Below are 15,016 nucleotides of genomic sequence, written 5' to 3'. Positions count from 1 at the left end.
CCGACGGCCCGATCTTTTCACGTTCCGCTGCGCCACGTGCGCAGGCCAGGCCCGAATCCCGCCCCCGCCGGTCAGGGTTGCGGGCGTACGTGCACGACGTCGCCGGCGTTCAGCGCATGCCGCTCTCCGCGGGCGTCGGCCACGATCAGCCTGCCCGCCGAGTCGACGGCCTCCGCGGCGCCGGACAGCCTGGAGCCGTCGGGCAGCTGCACGTCGACCTCCTGCCCGACGGTCGCGCAGCGACGTACGTACGAGTCGAGCATGCCCTCGGAGGAATCGCCTTCGGCGGCCGCCCACGCTCGATAAACCGGCTCGAACGCCCGCATCAGCGCCCGTACGAGCACCGAACGGTCGGTGGTCGTCGCCCCCTCGATCGCAAGCGACGTGGCCGTGTCGACGGGGAGTTCGGCCGCGGACAGTGAGACATTCAGACCGACACCGACAATCGCGGCCGGGCCCGTCGGCGTCTCTACCCGCTCGACCAGGATGCCGGCCAGCTTCCGCCCGTCGACGAGTACGTCGTTGGGCCATTTGAGCTCGGTGGCGACCCCCGTTGCCTCGCTCACCGCCTCATGTACGGCGATCCCGCTGAGCAACGGCAGCCACGGCCAGCGCTCCGCGGGGACGGTGTCGGGGCGTACCAACATCGAGAGCGCGATTCCCGAACGCTCCGGAAACGCCCAAGCCCGGCCCAGCCGACCGCGGCCGGCGTCTTGATGGTCGGCCACGATCGCGGTGCCCTCCGGCGCATCCTGGCGGGCACGCGCAGCGAGGTCGGCATTCGTGCTCTCGGTGCTCGCAAGCACAGTGATCGAGCGCCACCAGGTGCCCGGTCGTACCAGCCGAGGGGTGAGCGTATTCGCGTCGAGCGGCGGACGGTCCAGATCGTCGTAGCTCCTCGCACCCATGTGATGAGCCTCCCACATGGGTGCGAATCCTTCGATCGCCGTTAACCTGTGGGTCGTGACCGAACCCATCGCGCAGCAGTCACCGGCCGACCAGTTCGAGGCGCCACCCGACTCGGTGGATGTCCGTACGACCGCCGGGAAGCTCACCGACCTCGACCGCCGGCTCGACGAAGCCGTACACGCTGGTTCTCAGCGAGCGATCGAGAAGCAGCACTCTCGCGGCAAGCTGACGGCGCGCGAACGCGTCGAGCTGCTGCTCGACGACGGGTCGTTCGTCGAGATCGACGAGCTGGCCCGGCACCGGAGCACGGCGTTCGGGCTGGCCGATAGGCGCCCGTACGGCGACGGTGTCGTCACCGGCTACGGCACCGTCGACGGCCGTCAGGTCTGCGTGTTCGCACAGGACTTCACCGTCTTCGGCGGCAGCCTCGGCGAGGTGTACGGCGAGAAGATCACCAAGGTGATGGACCTCGCCATGAAGACCGGCTGCCCGATCGTCGGCATCAACGAGGGCGCGGGCGCCCGTATCCAGGAGGGCGTCGTATCGCTCGGCCTGTACGGCGAGATCTTCCGCCGTAACGTGCATGCCTCCGGGGTGATCCCGCAGATCTCGCTGATCATGGGAGCCTGCGCGGGCGGCCATGTGTACTCGCCTGCGGTCACCGACTTCACCGTGATGGTCGACAAGACGTCCAACATGTTCATCACCGGCCCGGACGTGATCAAGACCGTCACGGGCGAAGACGTCACGATGGAGGAGCTCGGCGGCGCGCGTACGCACAACACCAAGAGCGGCAACGCCCACTACATGGGCTCCGACGAGGAAGATGCGATCGAGTACGTCAAGGCGCTGCTGAGCTTCCTCCCGCAGAACAACCTCGAGGATGCGCCCGCGTACGACGACGTCCCGGAGCTCACGTTCACCGACGACGACCGGACCCTGGACACCCTCGTACCGGACTCGCCGAACCAGCCGTACGACATCCACACCGCGATCGAGGCTGTCGTCGACGACGGCGAGTTCCTCGAGGTGCAGCCGTTGTTCGCGCCCAACCTGGTGATCGGGTTCGGCCGGGTCGAGGGCCGCAGCGTCGGCGTCGTCGCGAATCAACCGATGCAGCTCGCGGGCACGCTCGACATCGACGCCTCGGAGAAGGCGGCACGGTTCGTACGCACCTGCGACGCTTTCAACATCCCGGTGCTGACGTTCGTCGACGTACCGGGTTTCCTTCCCGGCACCGACCAGGAGTGGAACGGCATCATCCGGCGCGGCGCGAAGCTGATCTATGCGTACGCCGAGGCGACGGTTCCGCTGATCACGGTGATCACCCGCAAGGCGTACGGCGGTGCGTACGACGTGATGGGCTCCAAGCATCTCGGCGCCGATATGAACCTCGCGTGGCCGACCGCGCAGATCGCCGTGATGGGTGCGCAGGGCGCGGTGAACATCCTGTACCGCAACGAGCTCGGCGAGGCGAGCGATCCGGATGCTCGACGTGCCGAGCTGATCGAGGAGTACGAAGACACTCTCGCCAACCCGTACATCGCCGCGGAGCGCGGCTATGTCGACGCGGTGATCGCACCGCATGAGACGCGGGTCGAGATCGTCCGCGCGCTGCGACTGCTGCGTACGAAACGGGAGACGCTGCCGCCGAAGAAGCACGGGAACATCCCACTGTGAGCGAGGGAGCGGAGCGACTGTGAGCGAGGGAGCGGAGCGAGGAACGAGTGAGCACCCGAGCGAACAATCCAACGCTGTGAGCGAGCACCCGAGCGAACAATCCAACGCTGTGAGCGAGCACCCGAGCGAACAATCCAACGCTGTGAGTGAGCACGCGAGCGAACAATCCGACGCCGCTGCGCCGGTGCTGCGGGTCGTGAAGGGCGATCCGTCGGCCGAGGAGCTGGCCGCGCTGGTCGCCGTGGTCGCGTCGCGTACGACCGGGGCAGGCGAACCCGACTCCGCACCGAAGGTGCGCTCACGCTGGGGCGATCCCGCCTATGCCGTACGCCCGGTGCTGACGCCTGGCCCGAACGGCTGGCGTCGCTCGGCGTTCCCCCGCTGACCCCACACGGAGACACTTACCGCCGAGGTACGGCGTCCGGCCAATAGCCCCTCGTCCACTGGCCGGACTCCGTACCTCGGCGGCTTGCGTCGCAATATTCTGACAGTTACTCTCATTTCATAGCAAGTCTCTAAAGGGGGTAACATGCAGAATCCGTATCCGCGACGCTGGTGGGCACTGGGTGCGCTCGCGGTCGCACTGCTGACGTTCGGCCTCGACCTCACCGTCATGAACGTCGCGCTTCCCACGCTCGCAGTGGACCTCGACGCGTCGACCACCCAGCTGCAGTGGTTCTCCAACGCGTACACGCTCGTACTCGCGGCGGCGCTCATTCCGGCCGGCCTCATCGGCGACAAACTCGGCCCTCGTCAGTGGCTCCTCGCCGGGCTGGCCGTGTTCGGCGTGGCGTCGATCGTCTGCGCGTACGCCGACAACGCTGCCCAGCTGATCGCCGGCCGCGCGTTCCTCGGGATCGGCGCCGCGCTCATGGTTCCGCTGTCGTCGTCGATGCTCACCCGGATGTTCAGCGGTCGCGAGCGCTCGCGCGCAATCGCCGTCTGGGCGACGGCCCTGTCACTCGGAATCCCGCTCGGACCGGTGGTCGGCGGTTGGCTTCTAGAGCACTTCTGGTGGGGCTCGATCTTCCTGATCAACGTTCCGCTGGTCCTGATCGGCCTTGTGGCGTTGGCGATCTGGCTGCCGAAGATTCCGGGTGATCCCACCAAGCGGCTCGACCCGATCGGCGTCGTGTTGTCCAGCGTCGGACTCGTCGCGCTCACGTACGGACTGGTCGAGATCGGCGAGCAGGGCTGGACCTCGGCGAGTGCGCTGGCCTGGGTAGCTGCCGGTCTACTCGGGCTGGCGGTCTTCGCCTGGTGGCAGCTCCGCGCGGCGAACCCACTCATCGAGCTCAGCCTGTTCCGCTCCCGCGGCTTCCTGTGGGGCTCCGCGCTCGCGACACTGGCGACCTTCACGATGATGGGCGCGATGTTCGTGCTCCCGCAGTATTTCTCGGCGGTCGACGACACGACGGCGATGGAGACCGGGTTGCGCCTGTTGCCGATGATCGGCGGGCTGCTCGTCGGCGTTCAGCTCGCCGACCGGCTGCGGCCGAGCCTCGGTGCCAAGGTGGTGGTCGGGTCCGGCTTCGGTATCACTGCCGTAGCGCTGGCCGCTGGAACCGCGACCCAGGTCGACAGCGGGTTCGGCTTCACCGCGGTGTGGCTCACGACGCTCGGTATCGGCTTCGGCGCATCGATGGCGCCCTCCATGGACATCGCGCTCGGTGCCCTCGAAGAGCACAAGAGCGGCGTCGGTTCGGCCATCACTCAGGCGATGCGCCAGGTGGCCGGGACCTTCGGCGTCGCCATCCTCGGTTCCGTGCTCAACGCCGCGTACCGATCGAACGTAGACGTCGCCGGGCTGCCATCGACCGCCGCGCAGGCGACCAAAGACTCTGCCGAGGCCGGCGTACGCGTCGCTGAGGCATCCGGCTCGGAGGCGCTGCTCGAATCAGTCCGCGGCGCGTTCGTCGACGGGATGACAAGCATGTTGTGGATCTGCGTTGCCGTCGGAGTGGTCGGCGCTGTGCTCACCGTGACACTGCTGCCCGCACACGCCGACGACCACGACGAACCGAAGCAGGCGACAATTGACGCATGACGTCACCGCAGGCCGACCGCCACCTCGGACTTCGCGAACGCAAGAAGGCGCGTACGCGCGATGCCATCCAGCGTGCGGCGCTGCGCCTCTTCACCGAGCAGGGGTACGCCGAGACGACCGTCGAGCAGGTCGCCGACGCGGCAGAGGTCTCACCGAGCACCTACTTCCGCTACTTCCCCACCAAGGAAGACCCGGTGCTTTACGACCGGATCGATCCCCTACTGATGGCGTCCTTCCTCGACCAGCCCGCCGAACTGACCCCGATAGAGGCGGTACGTGCCGCGATTCGAGATGTCAACGGCCAGCTCCCGGCCGATGAGTCCGAGCTGGAGTCGATGCGCCACCAACTGATCTTCACCGTGCCCGAGCTTCGTGCTCGACTTCTGGAACGCCTCGTCGACACGATGGCGCTCCTATCGGACGCCGTCGCCGAACGGACCGGTCACGATCGCGACGACCTTCACGTACAGGTGTTCACTGGTTCGGTACTCGGCGCCGTTCTCGCCGCGGTGTACGGCGGCGCGGATGCCGACATTGACCAGCCACCAGCAATGCTGACCAAGGCGATGCTCGACCGGCTCGACGACGCGCTCGCTCTGCTCGATGACGGGCTACCGCTGTAGGACACACTGACTGCATGCCGATCCGTCTCGTACTCGCCTCCCAGTCGCCCGCCCGCCTCGCAACGCTGCGCTCGGCCGGTGTCGAGCCCGAGGTGGTGGTATCGGACTTCGACGAGTCCACCGCCACCGAGTCCGACCCGACCCGGCTGGCGTCGGTACTCGCCATGCACAAGGCTCGGGTAGTCGCGGCGCGGGTCGGTCCCGAAGCCATCGTCGTCGGGTGCGACTCCGTGCTCGATCTCGACGGCGAGGTGCACGGCAAGCCGCGCGACGCCGCTGACGCACGGGCACGGCTTCGCCGCATGCGCGGCGGGTCCGGCGTACTGCACACCGGCCACTGTGTCATCGGCGACGGCCGCGAGATCGTCCGCGACGCGGCGACGACCGTCCACTTCGGCGACTTCGACGAGGCACTGATCGACGCGTACGTCGCGACGGGCGAGCCACTCAACGTTGCAGGGTCGTTCACCATCGACGGGCTCGGCGGGCCGTTCATCGAGGGCGTGGAAGGCGATCCGCACAACGTGGTCGGTCTGTCGCTGCCGACACTGCGGCACATGCTGGCCGAGCTCGGCATCGAGTGGCAGCAGCTCTGGAACCACTCACCTCGGTGATGCGGCAGCATGGTGCACATGACTGGCTGGACATCCGTCGACGACGCAACCTCGTACGCACGCAGGCTCCTCGAGGGCGAGCGGGTTCGCCTTCGTCCCCTGCGCGAGGAGGATCTGCGCCATCTCGAGACCTGGTGGGCCGAGCCCGCGATCTCCGTTCTGCAACAGCACGATGTCCGTCCGCGGCCGGAAGGTTCCGAGCTCGACACGTTCCGGCGCTGGAGCGCGAACGACGTTCCCGGCCAGGCGGGCTTCTGCGTCGTACGCCGCGATGAGGGAACGCTGCTCGGCCATGTCACGATCTTCGGCGCGGACCCCAAGAACCGTGCGGGCACGTTCGCGATCGTGCTCGGGCCGGAGCACCTGGGCCAGGGCTACGGCACCGAGGCCGTCCGCTTGATGGTGCGCTACGGGTTCAGCGAGATGGGCCTCCACCGCATCGGTCTCCAGACGTACGCCTTCAACGACCGCGCACTCGCGACGTACGCGAAGGCCGGGTTCGTCGAGGAGGGTCGCCGTCGTGAGGCGATCTTCCACGATGGGGAGTTCCATGACGAGGTACAGCTCGGCCTGCTCGAATCCGAATGGCGCACCCAACGCTGACACGCGAGAACCACCACGCTGACACGCGACTTCCAATAGGTAGAACTCGCGTCTGGGCACGGAACTTCTCGCGTGTCAGCGGGGGGTGGGGCGGTCGAACGCGGCCTGCGGGTCGAGACCGGTACGCATCCGCCAGGCCGTCAGCGCGAGGCCGAGCGAGACCGTCTGCGCGGGGTCGTCGAGGTCGGCGCCGAGCAGCTTCGCAATGCGCTCCAGCCGCGCGTACAACGACTGCCGGCGGATCCCGAGCGCGAGCGCGGTACGCGTCTTGCTGCCGCCGCCGGCGAGGTACGCATCGAGCGTACGCACGAGATCTGCCGAGTGCGCCGCGTCGAAGGCGATCAAGGCGCCGAGCTGCTCGGCGACGAATGACGACATGACAGACGCGTCGAGCGAGGCCAACAACCGCTGTGCGCCGACATCGCGCGCGAGCAGCACACCAGTACGCGTGCCGAACCGCCGAGCGATCTGTACGACGTCGCGCGCCGCCTCGAGGGCGCCGGGCAGGTCGGCGAGGTCATCGATCGGCGCCGCGATGCCCAGCACCCGGAGGGCAGCATCGGGCGCGTTCGCGCACATCGAGTCGTAGGCGTCGGCGAAAACCGATCGTACGCGCGCGGGCAGCGCCTGCCGCCAACCGCGAGCCACCACGATCACGTGGTGGCCGACCGAGCCGACCAGACAACTGCCGAGCGACTCAACGACCGCCGCTTCGACGACCGGAACGAGCTCGCGCACGGGCGTCCGCTGGTCGACGTCGACCGCCGCCACGATCGCGTGCTCATCCCCGCCGCCGACCCATCCGGCCATGGTCATCCGCTCGAGCACATCTGCGTGCGAGACGACCACCCCGCCGGCGAGGTCGGTGATCACCGCTTGCGCGAGCGACGGACGATGACCGTGGTCGGGGTGACGCGCCAGTTCGAGGGCGACTGCAACAGCGGCGCGCGCGGCGACGGTCGTACGCCGAGCCGTCGGCCGACCGGACAGGACGAGCCGGCCGAGCGCTCCGGTCGGCCCGCGTACGTCCACGACAGTCGACTCACCCGAGGTCGCCCCCGCGAGACCGCGGCTACGTTCGACAACCATGCCGTCGAGATCGACCAGCTCGACGGCGCACCCGGCCAGGCGCGCGACCGCATTGAGCAGCGACGTCATGCCCTGGCCGGCGACGACGAGGCCAAGGAGCTCCTGCCAGACGGGCTCGGAGCCGCGCGGCGACGTACCCCGCCGGTGCAGGAGCAGACTGTGGAAGTCCTCCACCATCCGCTCGAACGGCACGATCGCGCCGAGGGTCACGAACGCGATCCCCCTGCGCTCAGCCGCCGCGACCATCTCGGCCGGCGCCTCGAAGAAGGATCGGCCGATCTCGAGCGCGACGGCCACGCAACCGGCATCGGCGAGCAGGTCGACGTACGACGTCAGCTGCTCGGCAGTGCGACCGTGTAAGCCGAGCCCGGTCGTGAGCAGCACCTCGCCGCCCGAGAGCAGCCCGCCCATCTCGTACACCTCGGACGAGTGCACCCACCGCACCGCCAGAGCATTCGGGTCGCCCGTGAGCACCTCGGCATCGGCCTCGGTGAAAGACGGCATCGCGAGTACGTCGCGCAAGGTCGGAAGCATGGGAGTCCTTACGAAGTGTCATCCAGATCATCGCGCATGGCTGTCAGGTTGTCCCTTGTCGCCCCCGGCGCCACATGGTCGGGTGTGGTGTGACCACGGCCACACGGGGGCATCACCCGAGGAGACCCACCATGCTCGACTCAGACCGGCAGTTCCTCGATCTCGCGATCGAACAAGCGAAGATCGGCTGGGAAGAGGGTGGCGTACCGATCGGTGCAGCCCTTGTACACAAGGGAGAAGTACTCGCCGTCGGGCGCAATCGACGCTTCCAGCTGGACAGCGCGATCCGCCACGGAGAGACCGACTGCATCGAGCGGGCCGGCCGGTTGCCTGCCCGCGTTTATCGCGAGTCGACGCTGTACACCACGCTGTCGCCGTGCTTCATGTGCGCCGGAACGGCTGTGCTGTATGACATTCCACGAATCGTGGTGGGCGAGAACCGCGCGTTCGAGGCATCCGAGGAGTGGCTGCGCAGTCGAGGCGTCGTCGTCGACGTCGTTGATGACCCCGCCTGCATCGAGTTGATGCGCAAGATGCTCGACGAGCGCCCGGACCTGTGGCTCGAGGACATCGGGGAGGAGGCATGAGCGGCGGCTCCGACGATCGGACCCGCCGGCCCGCACTCGGTACGGCTCCCGACGAGGCCGACGTAGCCGAGTCGATCGACCCGGACTACCCGCTCACACCGGTTCCGGCCGGCGCTCGCAAGTCGTTCTTCTCGCTGGCCGTCGTCCTGCTCGGGTTCACCATCTTCACACCGACGATGCTCGCGGGCGCCGAGCTCGGTACGGCCTTCTCCTTCTGGGATCTGACGCTCGTCATTCTCGCCGGATCGATCGTCCTCGGCGCGTACGTGGCCGCGATGGGGTACGTAGGTGCGAGGACGGGTCTGACGACCGTCGTGATGGCCCGCTACAGCTTCGGCGACCGCGGCTCGAAGCTCGCATCACTGCTGCTCGGTGGCACCCAGATCGGCTGGTACGGCGTCATCGTCGGCACCATCGGCGACCTGACGGCCGAAGCGGCGGGCTGGGAGTCGTACGGTGCCAAAGCCTCGGTGATGATCGCGGCGAGCGCCCTGATGTGCGTGACCGCCTGCTACGGATATCGCGGCATGTACTGGGTTTCGCTGGTGTCGACGCCGTTGATCCTGGCGCTCGCGGTGTGGGTGGTGTTTCGCTCGCTCGACGAGGTCGGGGGCTTCGACGGGCTGACCGCGGTCGAGCCGTCGACGTCGATGACGTTTGCCGTCGCGATCACCACCGTCGTGGGTACGTTCGTCTCGGCCGGTACGCAGGCCCCCAACTGGACCCGGTTCGGGCGCACCGGCATGCAAGCGTTGTGGGCGTGCGTGATCGGCTTCCTGGTCGGCAACGGACTGATGATCTTCTTCGGCGCCATCGGCGCGATCACGTTCGGCGAGGGTGACTTCGTGCTGGTGCTGTACGAGCTCGGCCTGGTCGGCTGGGGCCTGGTGCTGCTGTTCGGCAACCTCTGGAAGAGCAACGCCGACACCGCGTACGCATTCGGCGTCGCCGGTGCCGAGATGTTCGAGAAGCCGCGCAAGACACCGTTCATCGTCGGTGGCTCGATCATCGGCACGGTGCTCGCCCTCACCGGCGTACAGAACCATCTCGTCGAGTACCTCGGCCTGCTGGGCACGTTCATCCCACCGCTGGGCGGAGTGATCATCGCCGACTTCTGGCGGCGTTGGCGCGGTGGTATGACCGGCACGCCTCCCGTCGTGCATTGGCCGAACATCGCGGCGTACGCGGTGGCGAGCTTCCTCGCATGGGGCTCCGGCGAGCTGGAGATCGGGATTCCGCCGGTCATCGGCATCGTGGTCGCGATCGTCCTGACGTACGTCTTCCAGCGAGCGGTGCGCGAGAACGTACGGGCGTAGTCGCGTCGTTCACGTTCGGCGTTGTGGCCCGTCCCCTGCGCGGGCCACAACGCTGCACCGCCCGAATGGGTTACTCGACGGGCAGACCGAGGTTGCGGGCGATCAGCATCCGTTGCACTTCGGACGTACCCTCGCCGATCTCCAGGATCTTCGCGTCACGATAGAACCGAGTGATCGGGTACTCCTCCATGAAGCCGTAGCCACCGAAGACCTGGGTGCCGATGCGGGTTGCCGTCACGGCCGACTCGGTCGCGTAGAGCTTCGCGATCGCGGCCGCCTGCTTGAACTCCTTCATCGGCGCGCCGGCGTCCTTCATCGCGGCCGCTTTGTACGTGAGCCCACGCGCCGCCTCGGCCATCACGGCAAGGTCGGAGAGCTGGAAGGCGACCCCCTGCTTCGCACCGATGGGCACACCGAACGTCGTGCGCTCCCCCGCATACTCGACGCACAGGTCGAGGCAGGCCTGGATGCACCCGACGGCGAGCGCCGCGATCGCCACCCGGCCGTCGTCGAGCGTCGCGAGGAACTGCGCGAACCCACGGCCACGCTCGCCGAGCAGATGGTCTTCGGGTACGCGCGCGTCGGCGAACGTCAGCGGGTGCGTGTCGGAGCAGTGCCAGCCGAGCTTGTCGTACGCAGGCTCCGCGGTGAATCCCGGCGTGCCCGAGGGCAGCAGGATCGTAGAGATCTCCGGGCGCCCGTCGGCGCGGTCTCCGGTACGCGCCGTGACAGTGACGACCGAGGTGATCGGTGAGCCGGAGTTGGTGATGAACTGCTTTGCTCCGTTGACGATCCAGTGTCCGTCGACCAGCGCCGCCTTCGTCTTCGTCGCACCGGCGTCGGACCCGGAGCCCGGTTCGGTGAGGCCGAAACCCGCGAGCGTACGACCGGCGACGAGGTCCGGCAGCCACCGCTTCTTCTGCTCATCCGAGCCGAACGTCAGGATCGGGTTGATGCCGAGCCCGACGCCGGCCTCCAACGTGATGCCCATCGCCTGGTCGACGCGTCCGAGCTCCTCGATCGCCACGCACAGGCTGGTGAAGTCGCCGCCCGCTCCGCCGAACTCCTCGGGGGCGGTCAGGCCGAACAACCCGAGGTCACCCATCTTGTGCACCACGTCGACCGGGAAGTGGTGCTCCTTGTCCCAGGCGGCGATGTGCGGGGCGATCTCGGCGTTCGCGAAGTCGCGTACGACCTGGCGGAACTCCTCGTGTTCGCGGGCGAGGCTGAAGGCATTCGACATGCCGCGATGTTAACAGTCATTAACGTCAGATCGTGAGTCAGAAGATGGTTTGACAGGTACGCACGCCCTCCCGTACGTTTGCGATCGCAAACAACCCGAAGGGGGATACATCCGATGCGCTGGACCGCACCCGGTATCGCGATCGTGGCCGCAACGAGCATGCTCGGCATCACGCTGAGCACAGTTCCGTCGCAGGCCGATGACGCCGCCGACGACAGTGGCGACTACCGCATGCAGCTCGTACTCGACGCGTCCGGATCGATGAAGGAACGCGCCCAGGACGGTACGAAGATCAAAGCCGCCAAACAGTCACTCGACAGCGTGATCGACGATCTGCCCGAGTCCGCGCAGGTCGGCCTGCGCGTGTACGGCGCCAAGATCGACAGCGGGCAAGGCGCGTGCACCGACTCGCAGGAGGTCGTCTCGCCGGACACCGGTAATCGCGACGACCTGCATGCGGCCGTCGACGACTACCAGCCGCTCGGCGAGACCCCCATTGGATACGCGCTCGAGGAAGCAGCCAAAGACCTCGGCTCCGAAGGCAAACGTACGATCGTCCTCGTCTCCGACGGCGAGCCCACCTGCAAACCGAACCCGTGCAAGGTCGCCAAGTCGCTCAGCAAGGAGGGCATCGACCTTCGCATCGATGTCGTCGGTCTCGACGTCGATGCGAAGACCCGCAGGAAGCTCACCTGCATCGCAGACGCGGGCAACGGTACGTACTACGACGCCGACGACGCCGAGTCGCTGACCCGCAGCATCGACACCGTCTCCACCCGAGCATTCCGCCCGTTCGACCTGACCGGCGAGCCGGTCAAGGGATCCGACCGCCCGGGCAACGCACCGACGCTCGACACCAGCACGCAGTATCTCGACAAACTGCCACGCGACGACGAGATCAGGTACTACCGGTTCGAGCGACGCGACCCGAAGTCGACCTTCCACGTCGGCGTGACAGCGCGATCGAGCACGGACAGCCTGGGCAGCGGGTTCACCGCGATGGTCTACGCACAGAGCTCCGACACGTTGTGCGGCTCGGACAACTCCTACGCCAACAGCATCGGCGCCGACCGGCCGCTGCTCGCCACCAGCGCCAATACCGAATGGAACCGCGATAACGACGAGTGCATGAACGCGCGCTACTACACAGTGGCGATCGAGAACACCACGGGAGAGATCGCACACACGCCGATCGAGATCTTCGGGTACGAGGAGCCGCCGTTGGCCGACAGCGGCAATGACGACCTTCCCCCGGCCGATGAGGGCTCTCGCTGGTCGCCGATGTCTCCGGGCAAGGCCGAAGACGACACCGTCGCGGGCACCAGCCTCGCCAACGCACCCGTGCTCGACGACGGCACGTACTCCCTCGACATCCAGACGGGCGAGACTCAGGTCTTCGCAGTACCTCTCGACTGGGGACAGCGGCTCCAGGTGCAGATCGACGCCGAGCTGCCCGAGGTGGCATTGCAGAACAGCGGGGCGTGGAGTGGTCTCGGAGCGCAGATCTACGGATCCACGCGGTCCAAGTCGGCAGTCACCATGTCGGGCGATGAGCCGGCGAGCTGGACCGAAACGGCCTTCGGCAACATGGAGTACGCCGACGATGCCCACTGGCGTACCGGCGCCATGACACCGACCGTCCGTTATCTCAACCGTGACGCGAACGAGACCGAGCTCGCCGGGTCGATCCTGCCGGGCTACCAGTACGTCGAGGTCAACCTCAGTCTGATGAAGGACGGCGTACTGGTGCCGTACGACCTCACCGTCAAGCGCTTCGGCGAAGCCGGTGAAGGAGCACCCGAGTACGAGGAATCGGATGGGCTGAGCACACCGAGCGCCGACAGTACGTACACCTCCGTAACGGAGGCCCTCGACGGCGGAGACAGCGACGACCGTGGTGACGAGGTCGCCGGTTCGAGCGGCGACGGCAACGACGCCGACCTCGCGTCGAACTCCAGCTCGGACTCCGGGTCGGACCTCCCGATGCTCGCGCTACTGCTCGGCGGCGTCGGCCTGGTCGTGATCGCCGGCGGAGTCACCGCTGTCGCCCTCGCCCGTCGACCACGCACCCGCTGACACGTGAGTCACACCCCGCTGACACGTGAGTAATGCCCTGCCGAGACGCGGGTTCCGCTCATCGGAACCCGCGTCTCGGCGTGATGGTTCTCGCGTCTCGGCGTGGAGGTTGTCGCGGGTCAGCGGATGACGATCCAGCCGGCCGCGACGACCAGGGCGACTCCGACCAGAATCGCCAACCAACCCAGCATCGCCGCCTTGGAACCCGATTCGGCTTCGGCCTCATCCGCCGGCGCACTCGACGCCGTCTCTGGCCGCGCAGCCTGTGCCTCGGGCCGCGGCGGCACGGGCGACTGACTCGACCCGACGAGGTCCGGAGTCGATCGCACTGACCCGGCCCCCTCCCGTACTGGCAGTGCGTCGGGCGTCGGCCCGGAACGGTTCTCGGCCGGCACCTCGATGTGCTCGAGTACCTCGATGTCGGCATCGGCGGCATCCGGAGCAACTCCGTCGGCTGCGACGAACCCCGTTGTCGCGAGTACGCCGCGTACCTCTGCCGCCGACGGAGGACGCCGCTGCGGATCGGGATCGGCCAGTACGCACGCGAGCTTCCACAAGGTCGGGTCGACCCCGGCCGGCGGCGTACGCGGGACGGCCTCGGCGTCGACGGGCGGCCGACGACCGCTCAGCATCTCGGCGAGCACGACCCCGGCGGCCCAGATGTCCTGCGCGGGATGCGGATCTGCTCCGGCCATCTGCTCCGGAGCCCGATAGCCCGGCGTGCCCAGGACCGTCGCGGCCTGGGTGAGCCTCGGCTCGTTCAACGCGACGGCAACCCCGAAGTCGCCGAGCCGGAGCTGCGGATGCGATCTGCCGGTCGGCTCCAGAAGCAGGTTCGCGGGCTTGATGTCGCGGTGAACGAGCCCGGCACCGTGTACTGCGTCAAGCGCCAACAACAGCTGGTCGAACAACGTCGCGGCCCAGGCCGAGGGCAGCGCACCGTGATCACCGAGCAACGTGTGCACCGAGCCCCCGCGTACGAGGTCCATGGTGAACAGCACGCGGTCGTCCTCGCCGGACCAGCCGCGTGGGGTGACGAGATGATCGTGGTCGATACGCACCGACTGCTCACGTACGAAGCGGATCAGCGAACCCGCGTCGGCCTGGCGCAGAAGCTTTGCCGCGCGGTGGGTCCGGTCGCGGATGTCCCACACGATCCAGACCGTTCCCATGCCGCCGTGCCCGATCGGCTCCACGAACTCGTAGCGACCGGCGAACACCTCACCCATGCGAGCCGCCGTACGTATCGAGCAGCGAGGCGATGGCCGGATGCGTCGGCCGCAGGACCGCCGCCGCCGAAGCGAACTCGTCGCTGGTTCCGGCTGCACGGAAAACCGAACGGATAGCTGCGCCGGCATCGGTGACGCTCGACGTCTGGGTGACGACGCCCTCGACGGAGCGATCGGACTCCAGCTCGCGCACCGCATCGGCGGCGGCGAGCTCACCGGCCGCAACTCGCTGCGCCAGTACGTACATCGCCTGCAGCCGGTGCACGGCGGTCGGATTGCCGATCTTGATCCGGTGGGCGTTGATCAGCTGGGAGAGCATGGGCGCGGAGATGCCCAGCAGCTTGGCGACCCTCGCCTGGGTCAGCCCGAGCGTCGTGGCGCAGCGGCCGATCAGGTCGCCGAGAGGTTCGCCGTACATCTCGGCTTGTGCGCGGCGGTTGGACTCCGCATTCTCCGCGGTCATGGC

Annotated in this window: 14 protein-coding genes; 9 read left to right on the top strand and 5 right to left on the bottom strand. The window is 67.7% G+C overall.

Translation table 11 applies throughout. The annotated features are described in order from the left end of the window. Positions 1 to 71: 71 nt before the first annotated feature. Positions 72 to 908: a biotin--[acetyl-CoA-carboxylase] ligase gene (locus tag MU582_05675; protein ID UPK76132.1), complete on the bottom strand. Its 837-nt coding sequence runs from the start codon at positions 906 to 908 to the stop codon at positions 72 to 74. A 115-nt stretch (positions 909 to 1,023) separates the two neighbouring features. Here MU582_05675 and MU582_05670 point away from each other — a divergent pair, with 115 nt between their 5' ends. From MU582_05670 to MU582_05645, 6 genes are all read left to right on the top strand, one after another. After that, the gene (locus MU582_05670; protein ID UPK77114.1) at positions 1,024 to 2,589 is read left to right on the top strand and encodes an acyl-CoA carboxylase subunit beta; all 1,566 of its coding nucleotides are present in this window, start codon (positions 1,024 to 1,026) and stop codon (positions 2,587 to 2,589) included. A 142-nt stretch (positions 2,590 to 2,731) separates the two neighbouring features. Further along, positions 2,732 to 2,974 (top strand): acyl-CoA carboxylase subunit epsilon, encoded by a 243-nt coding sequence (locus MU582_05665; protein UPK76131.1) that lies wholly within the window; start codon positions 2,732 to 2,734, stop codon positions 2,972 to 2,974. 144 nt (positions 2,975 to 3,118) lie between these two features. Then, the gene (locus MU582_05660; protein ID UPK76130.1) at positions 3,119 to 4,636 is read left to right on the top strand and encodes an MFS transporter; all 1,518 of its coding nucleotides are present in this window, start codon (positions 3,119 to 3,121) and stop codon (positions 4,634 to 4,636) included. Beyond that, positions 4,633 to 5,259: a TetR family transcriptional regulator gene (locus tag MU582_05655; protein UPK76129.1), complete on the top strand. Its 627-nt coding sequence runs from the start codon at positions 4,633 to 4,635 to the stop codon at positions 5,257 to 5,259. Before MU582_05660 ends, MU582_05655 begins: the two co-directional genes overlap by 4 nt. A gap of 14 nt (positions 5,260 to 5,273) precedes the next feature. Beyond that, positions 5,274 to 5,873, top strand: coding sequence for a Maf family nucleotide pyrophosphatase (locus tag MU582_05650; GenBank protein ID UPK76128.1), 600 nt, complete (start codon positions 5,274 to 5,276; stop codon positions 5,871 to 5,873). A gap of 18 nt (positions 5,874 to 5,891) precedes the next feature. Further along, positions 5,892 to 6,476, top strand: a complete 585-nt coding sequence (locus MU582_05645) for a GNAT family N-acetyltransferase (protein ID UPK76127.1) — start codon at positions 5,892 to 5,894, stop codon at positions 6,474 to 6,476. 75 nt (positions 6,477 to 6,551) lie between these two features. Here the strand turns inward: MU582_05645 and MU582_05640 are convergent, their stop codons facing one another. Next, entirely contained in the window at positions 6,552 to 8,099 is a 1,548-nt protein-coding gene (locus tag MU582_05640; GenBank protein UPK76126.1) for a PucR family transcriptional regulator, read from the bottom strand. Positions 8,100 to 8,230: 131 nt separating this feature from the next. Between MU582_05640 and MU582_05635 the strand changes: the two genes are divergently transcribed. Together MU582_05635 and codB are read left to right on the top strand one after the other, a co-directional pair. Further along, a complete protein-coding gene (locus tag MU582_05635; protein ID UPK76125.1) occupies positions 8,231 to 8,686 on the top strand; it encodes a nucleoside deaminase in 456 nt (151 codons plus the stop codon). After that, a complete protein-coding gene (codB, locus tag MU582_05630) occupies positions 8,683 to 10,002 on the top strand; it encodes a cytosine permease (GenBank protein ID UPK76124.1) in 1,320 nt (439 codons plus the stop codon). The genes MU582_05635 and codB overlap by 4 nt, the downstream gene beginning before the upstream one ends. A gap of 70 nt (positions 10,003 to 10,072) precedes the next feature. On the opposite strand, the gene MU582_05625 is transcribed toward codB, so the two are convergent. Continuing rightward, on the bottom strand, positions 10,073 to 11,245 hold the full coding sequence (locus MU582_05625) for an acyl-CoA dehydrogenase family protein (protein ID UPK76123.1): 1,173 nt from the start codon (positions 11,243 to 11,245) through the stop codon (positions 10,073 to 10,075). Positions 11,246 to 11,359: 114 nt separating this feature from the next. Here MU582_05625 and MU582_05620 point away from each other — a divergent pair, with 114 nt between their 5' ends. Continuing rightward, complete coding sequence (locus MU582_05620) at positions 11,360 to 13,321, top strand: VWA domain-containing protein (GenBank protein ID UPK76122.1); 1,962 nt, start codon at positions 11,360 to 11,362, stop codon at positions 13,319 to 13,321. 119 nt (positions 13,322 to 13,440) lie between these two features. Here MU582_05620 and MU582_05615 read toward each other — a convergent pair whose 3' ends face one another. Together MU582_05615 and MU582_05610 are read right to left on the bottom strand one after the other, a co-directional pair. After that, a complete protein-coding gene (locus MU582_05615; protein ID UPK76121.1) occupies positions 13,441 to 14,550 on the bottom strand; it encodes a protein kinase in 1,110 nt (369 codons plus the stop codon). Further along, complete coding sequence (locus MU582_05610) at positions 14,543 to 15,013, bottom strand: DNA-binding protein (GenBank protein ID UPK76120.1); 471 nt, start codon at positions 15,011 to 15,013, stop codon at positions 14,543 to 14,545. The genes MU582_05615 and MU582_05610 overlap by 8 nt, the downstream gene beginning before the upstream one ends. Positions 15,014 to 15,016: the final 3 nt, after the last annotated feature.

The organism is Nocardioidaceae bacterium SCSIO 66511 (assembly GCA_023100825.1).
In the GTDB taxonomy this organism is placed as follows: Bacteria; Actinomycetota; Actinomycetes; order Propionibacteriales; family Nocardioidaceae; genus Solicola.
This window is presented reverse-complemented; position numbering and strand designations above follow the sequence as displayed.

Excerpts from the sequence above, each read along its gene's own strand:
- MU582_05640 (UPK76126.1), bottom strand. The coding sequence starts at position 8,099 with ATGCTTCCGACCTTGCGCGACGTACTCGCGATGCCGTCTTTCACCGAG.
- MU582_05635 (UPK76125.1), top strand. The coding sequence starts at position 8,231 with ATGCTCGACTCAGACCGGCAGTTCCTCGATCTCGCGATCGAACAAGCG.
- MU582_05645 (UPK76127.1), top strand. The coding sequence starts at position 5,892 with ATGACTGGCTGGACATCCGTCGACGACGCAACCTCGTACGCACGCAGG.
- MU582_05660 (UPK76130.1), top strand. The coding sequence starts at position 3,119 with ATGCAGAATCCGTATCCGCGACGCTGGTGGGCACTGGGTGCGCTCGCG.
- MU582_05650 (UPK76128.1), top strand. The coding sequence starts at position 5,274 with ATGCCGATCCGTCTCGTACTCGCCTCCCAGTCGCCCGCCCGCCTCGCA.
- MU582_05675 (UPK76132.1), bottom strand. The coding sequence starts at position 908 with ATGGGTGCGAGGAGCTACGACGATCTGGACCGTCCGCCGCTCGACGCG.
- MU582_05655 (UPK76129.1), top strand. The coding sequence starts at position 4,633 with ATGACGTCACCGCAGGCCGACCGCCACCTCGGACTTCGCGAACGCAAG.
- MU582_05615 (UPK76121.1), bottom strand. The coding sequence starts at position 14,550 with ATGGGTGAGGTGTTCGCCGGTCGCTACGAGTTCGTGGAGCCGATCGGG.
- MU582_05620 (UPK76122.1), top strand. The coding sequence starts at position 11,360 with ATGCGCTGGACCGCACCCGGTATCGCGATCGTGGCCGCAACGAGCATG.
- codB (UPK76124.1), top strand. The coding sequence starts at position 8,683 with ATGAGCGGCGGCTCCGACGATCGGACCCGCCGGCCCGCACTCGGTACG.
- MU582_05625 (UPK76123.1), bottom strand. The coding sequence starts at position 11,245 with ATGTCGAATGCCTTCAGCCTCGCCCGCGAACACGAGGAGTTCCGCCAG.
- MU582_05610 (UPK76120.1), bottom strand. The coding sequence starts at position 15,013 with ATGACCGCGGAGAATGCGGAGTCCAACCGCCGCGCACAAGCCGAGATG.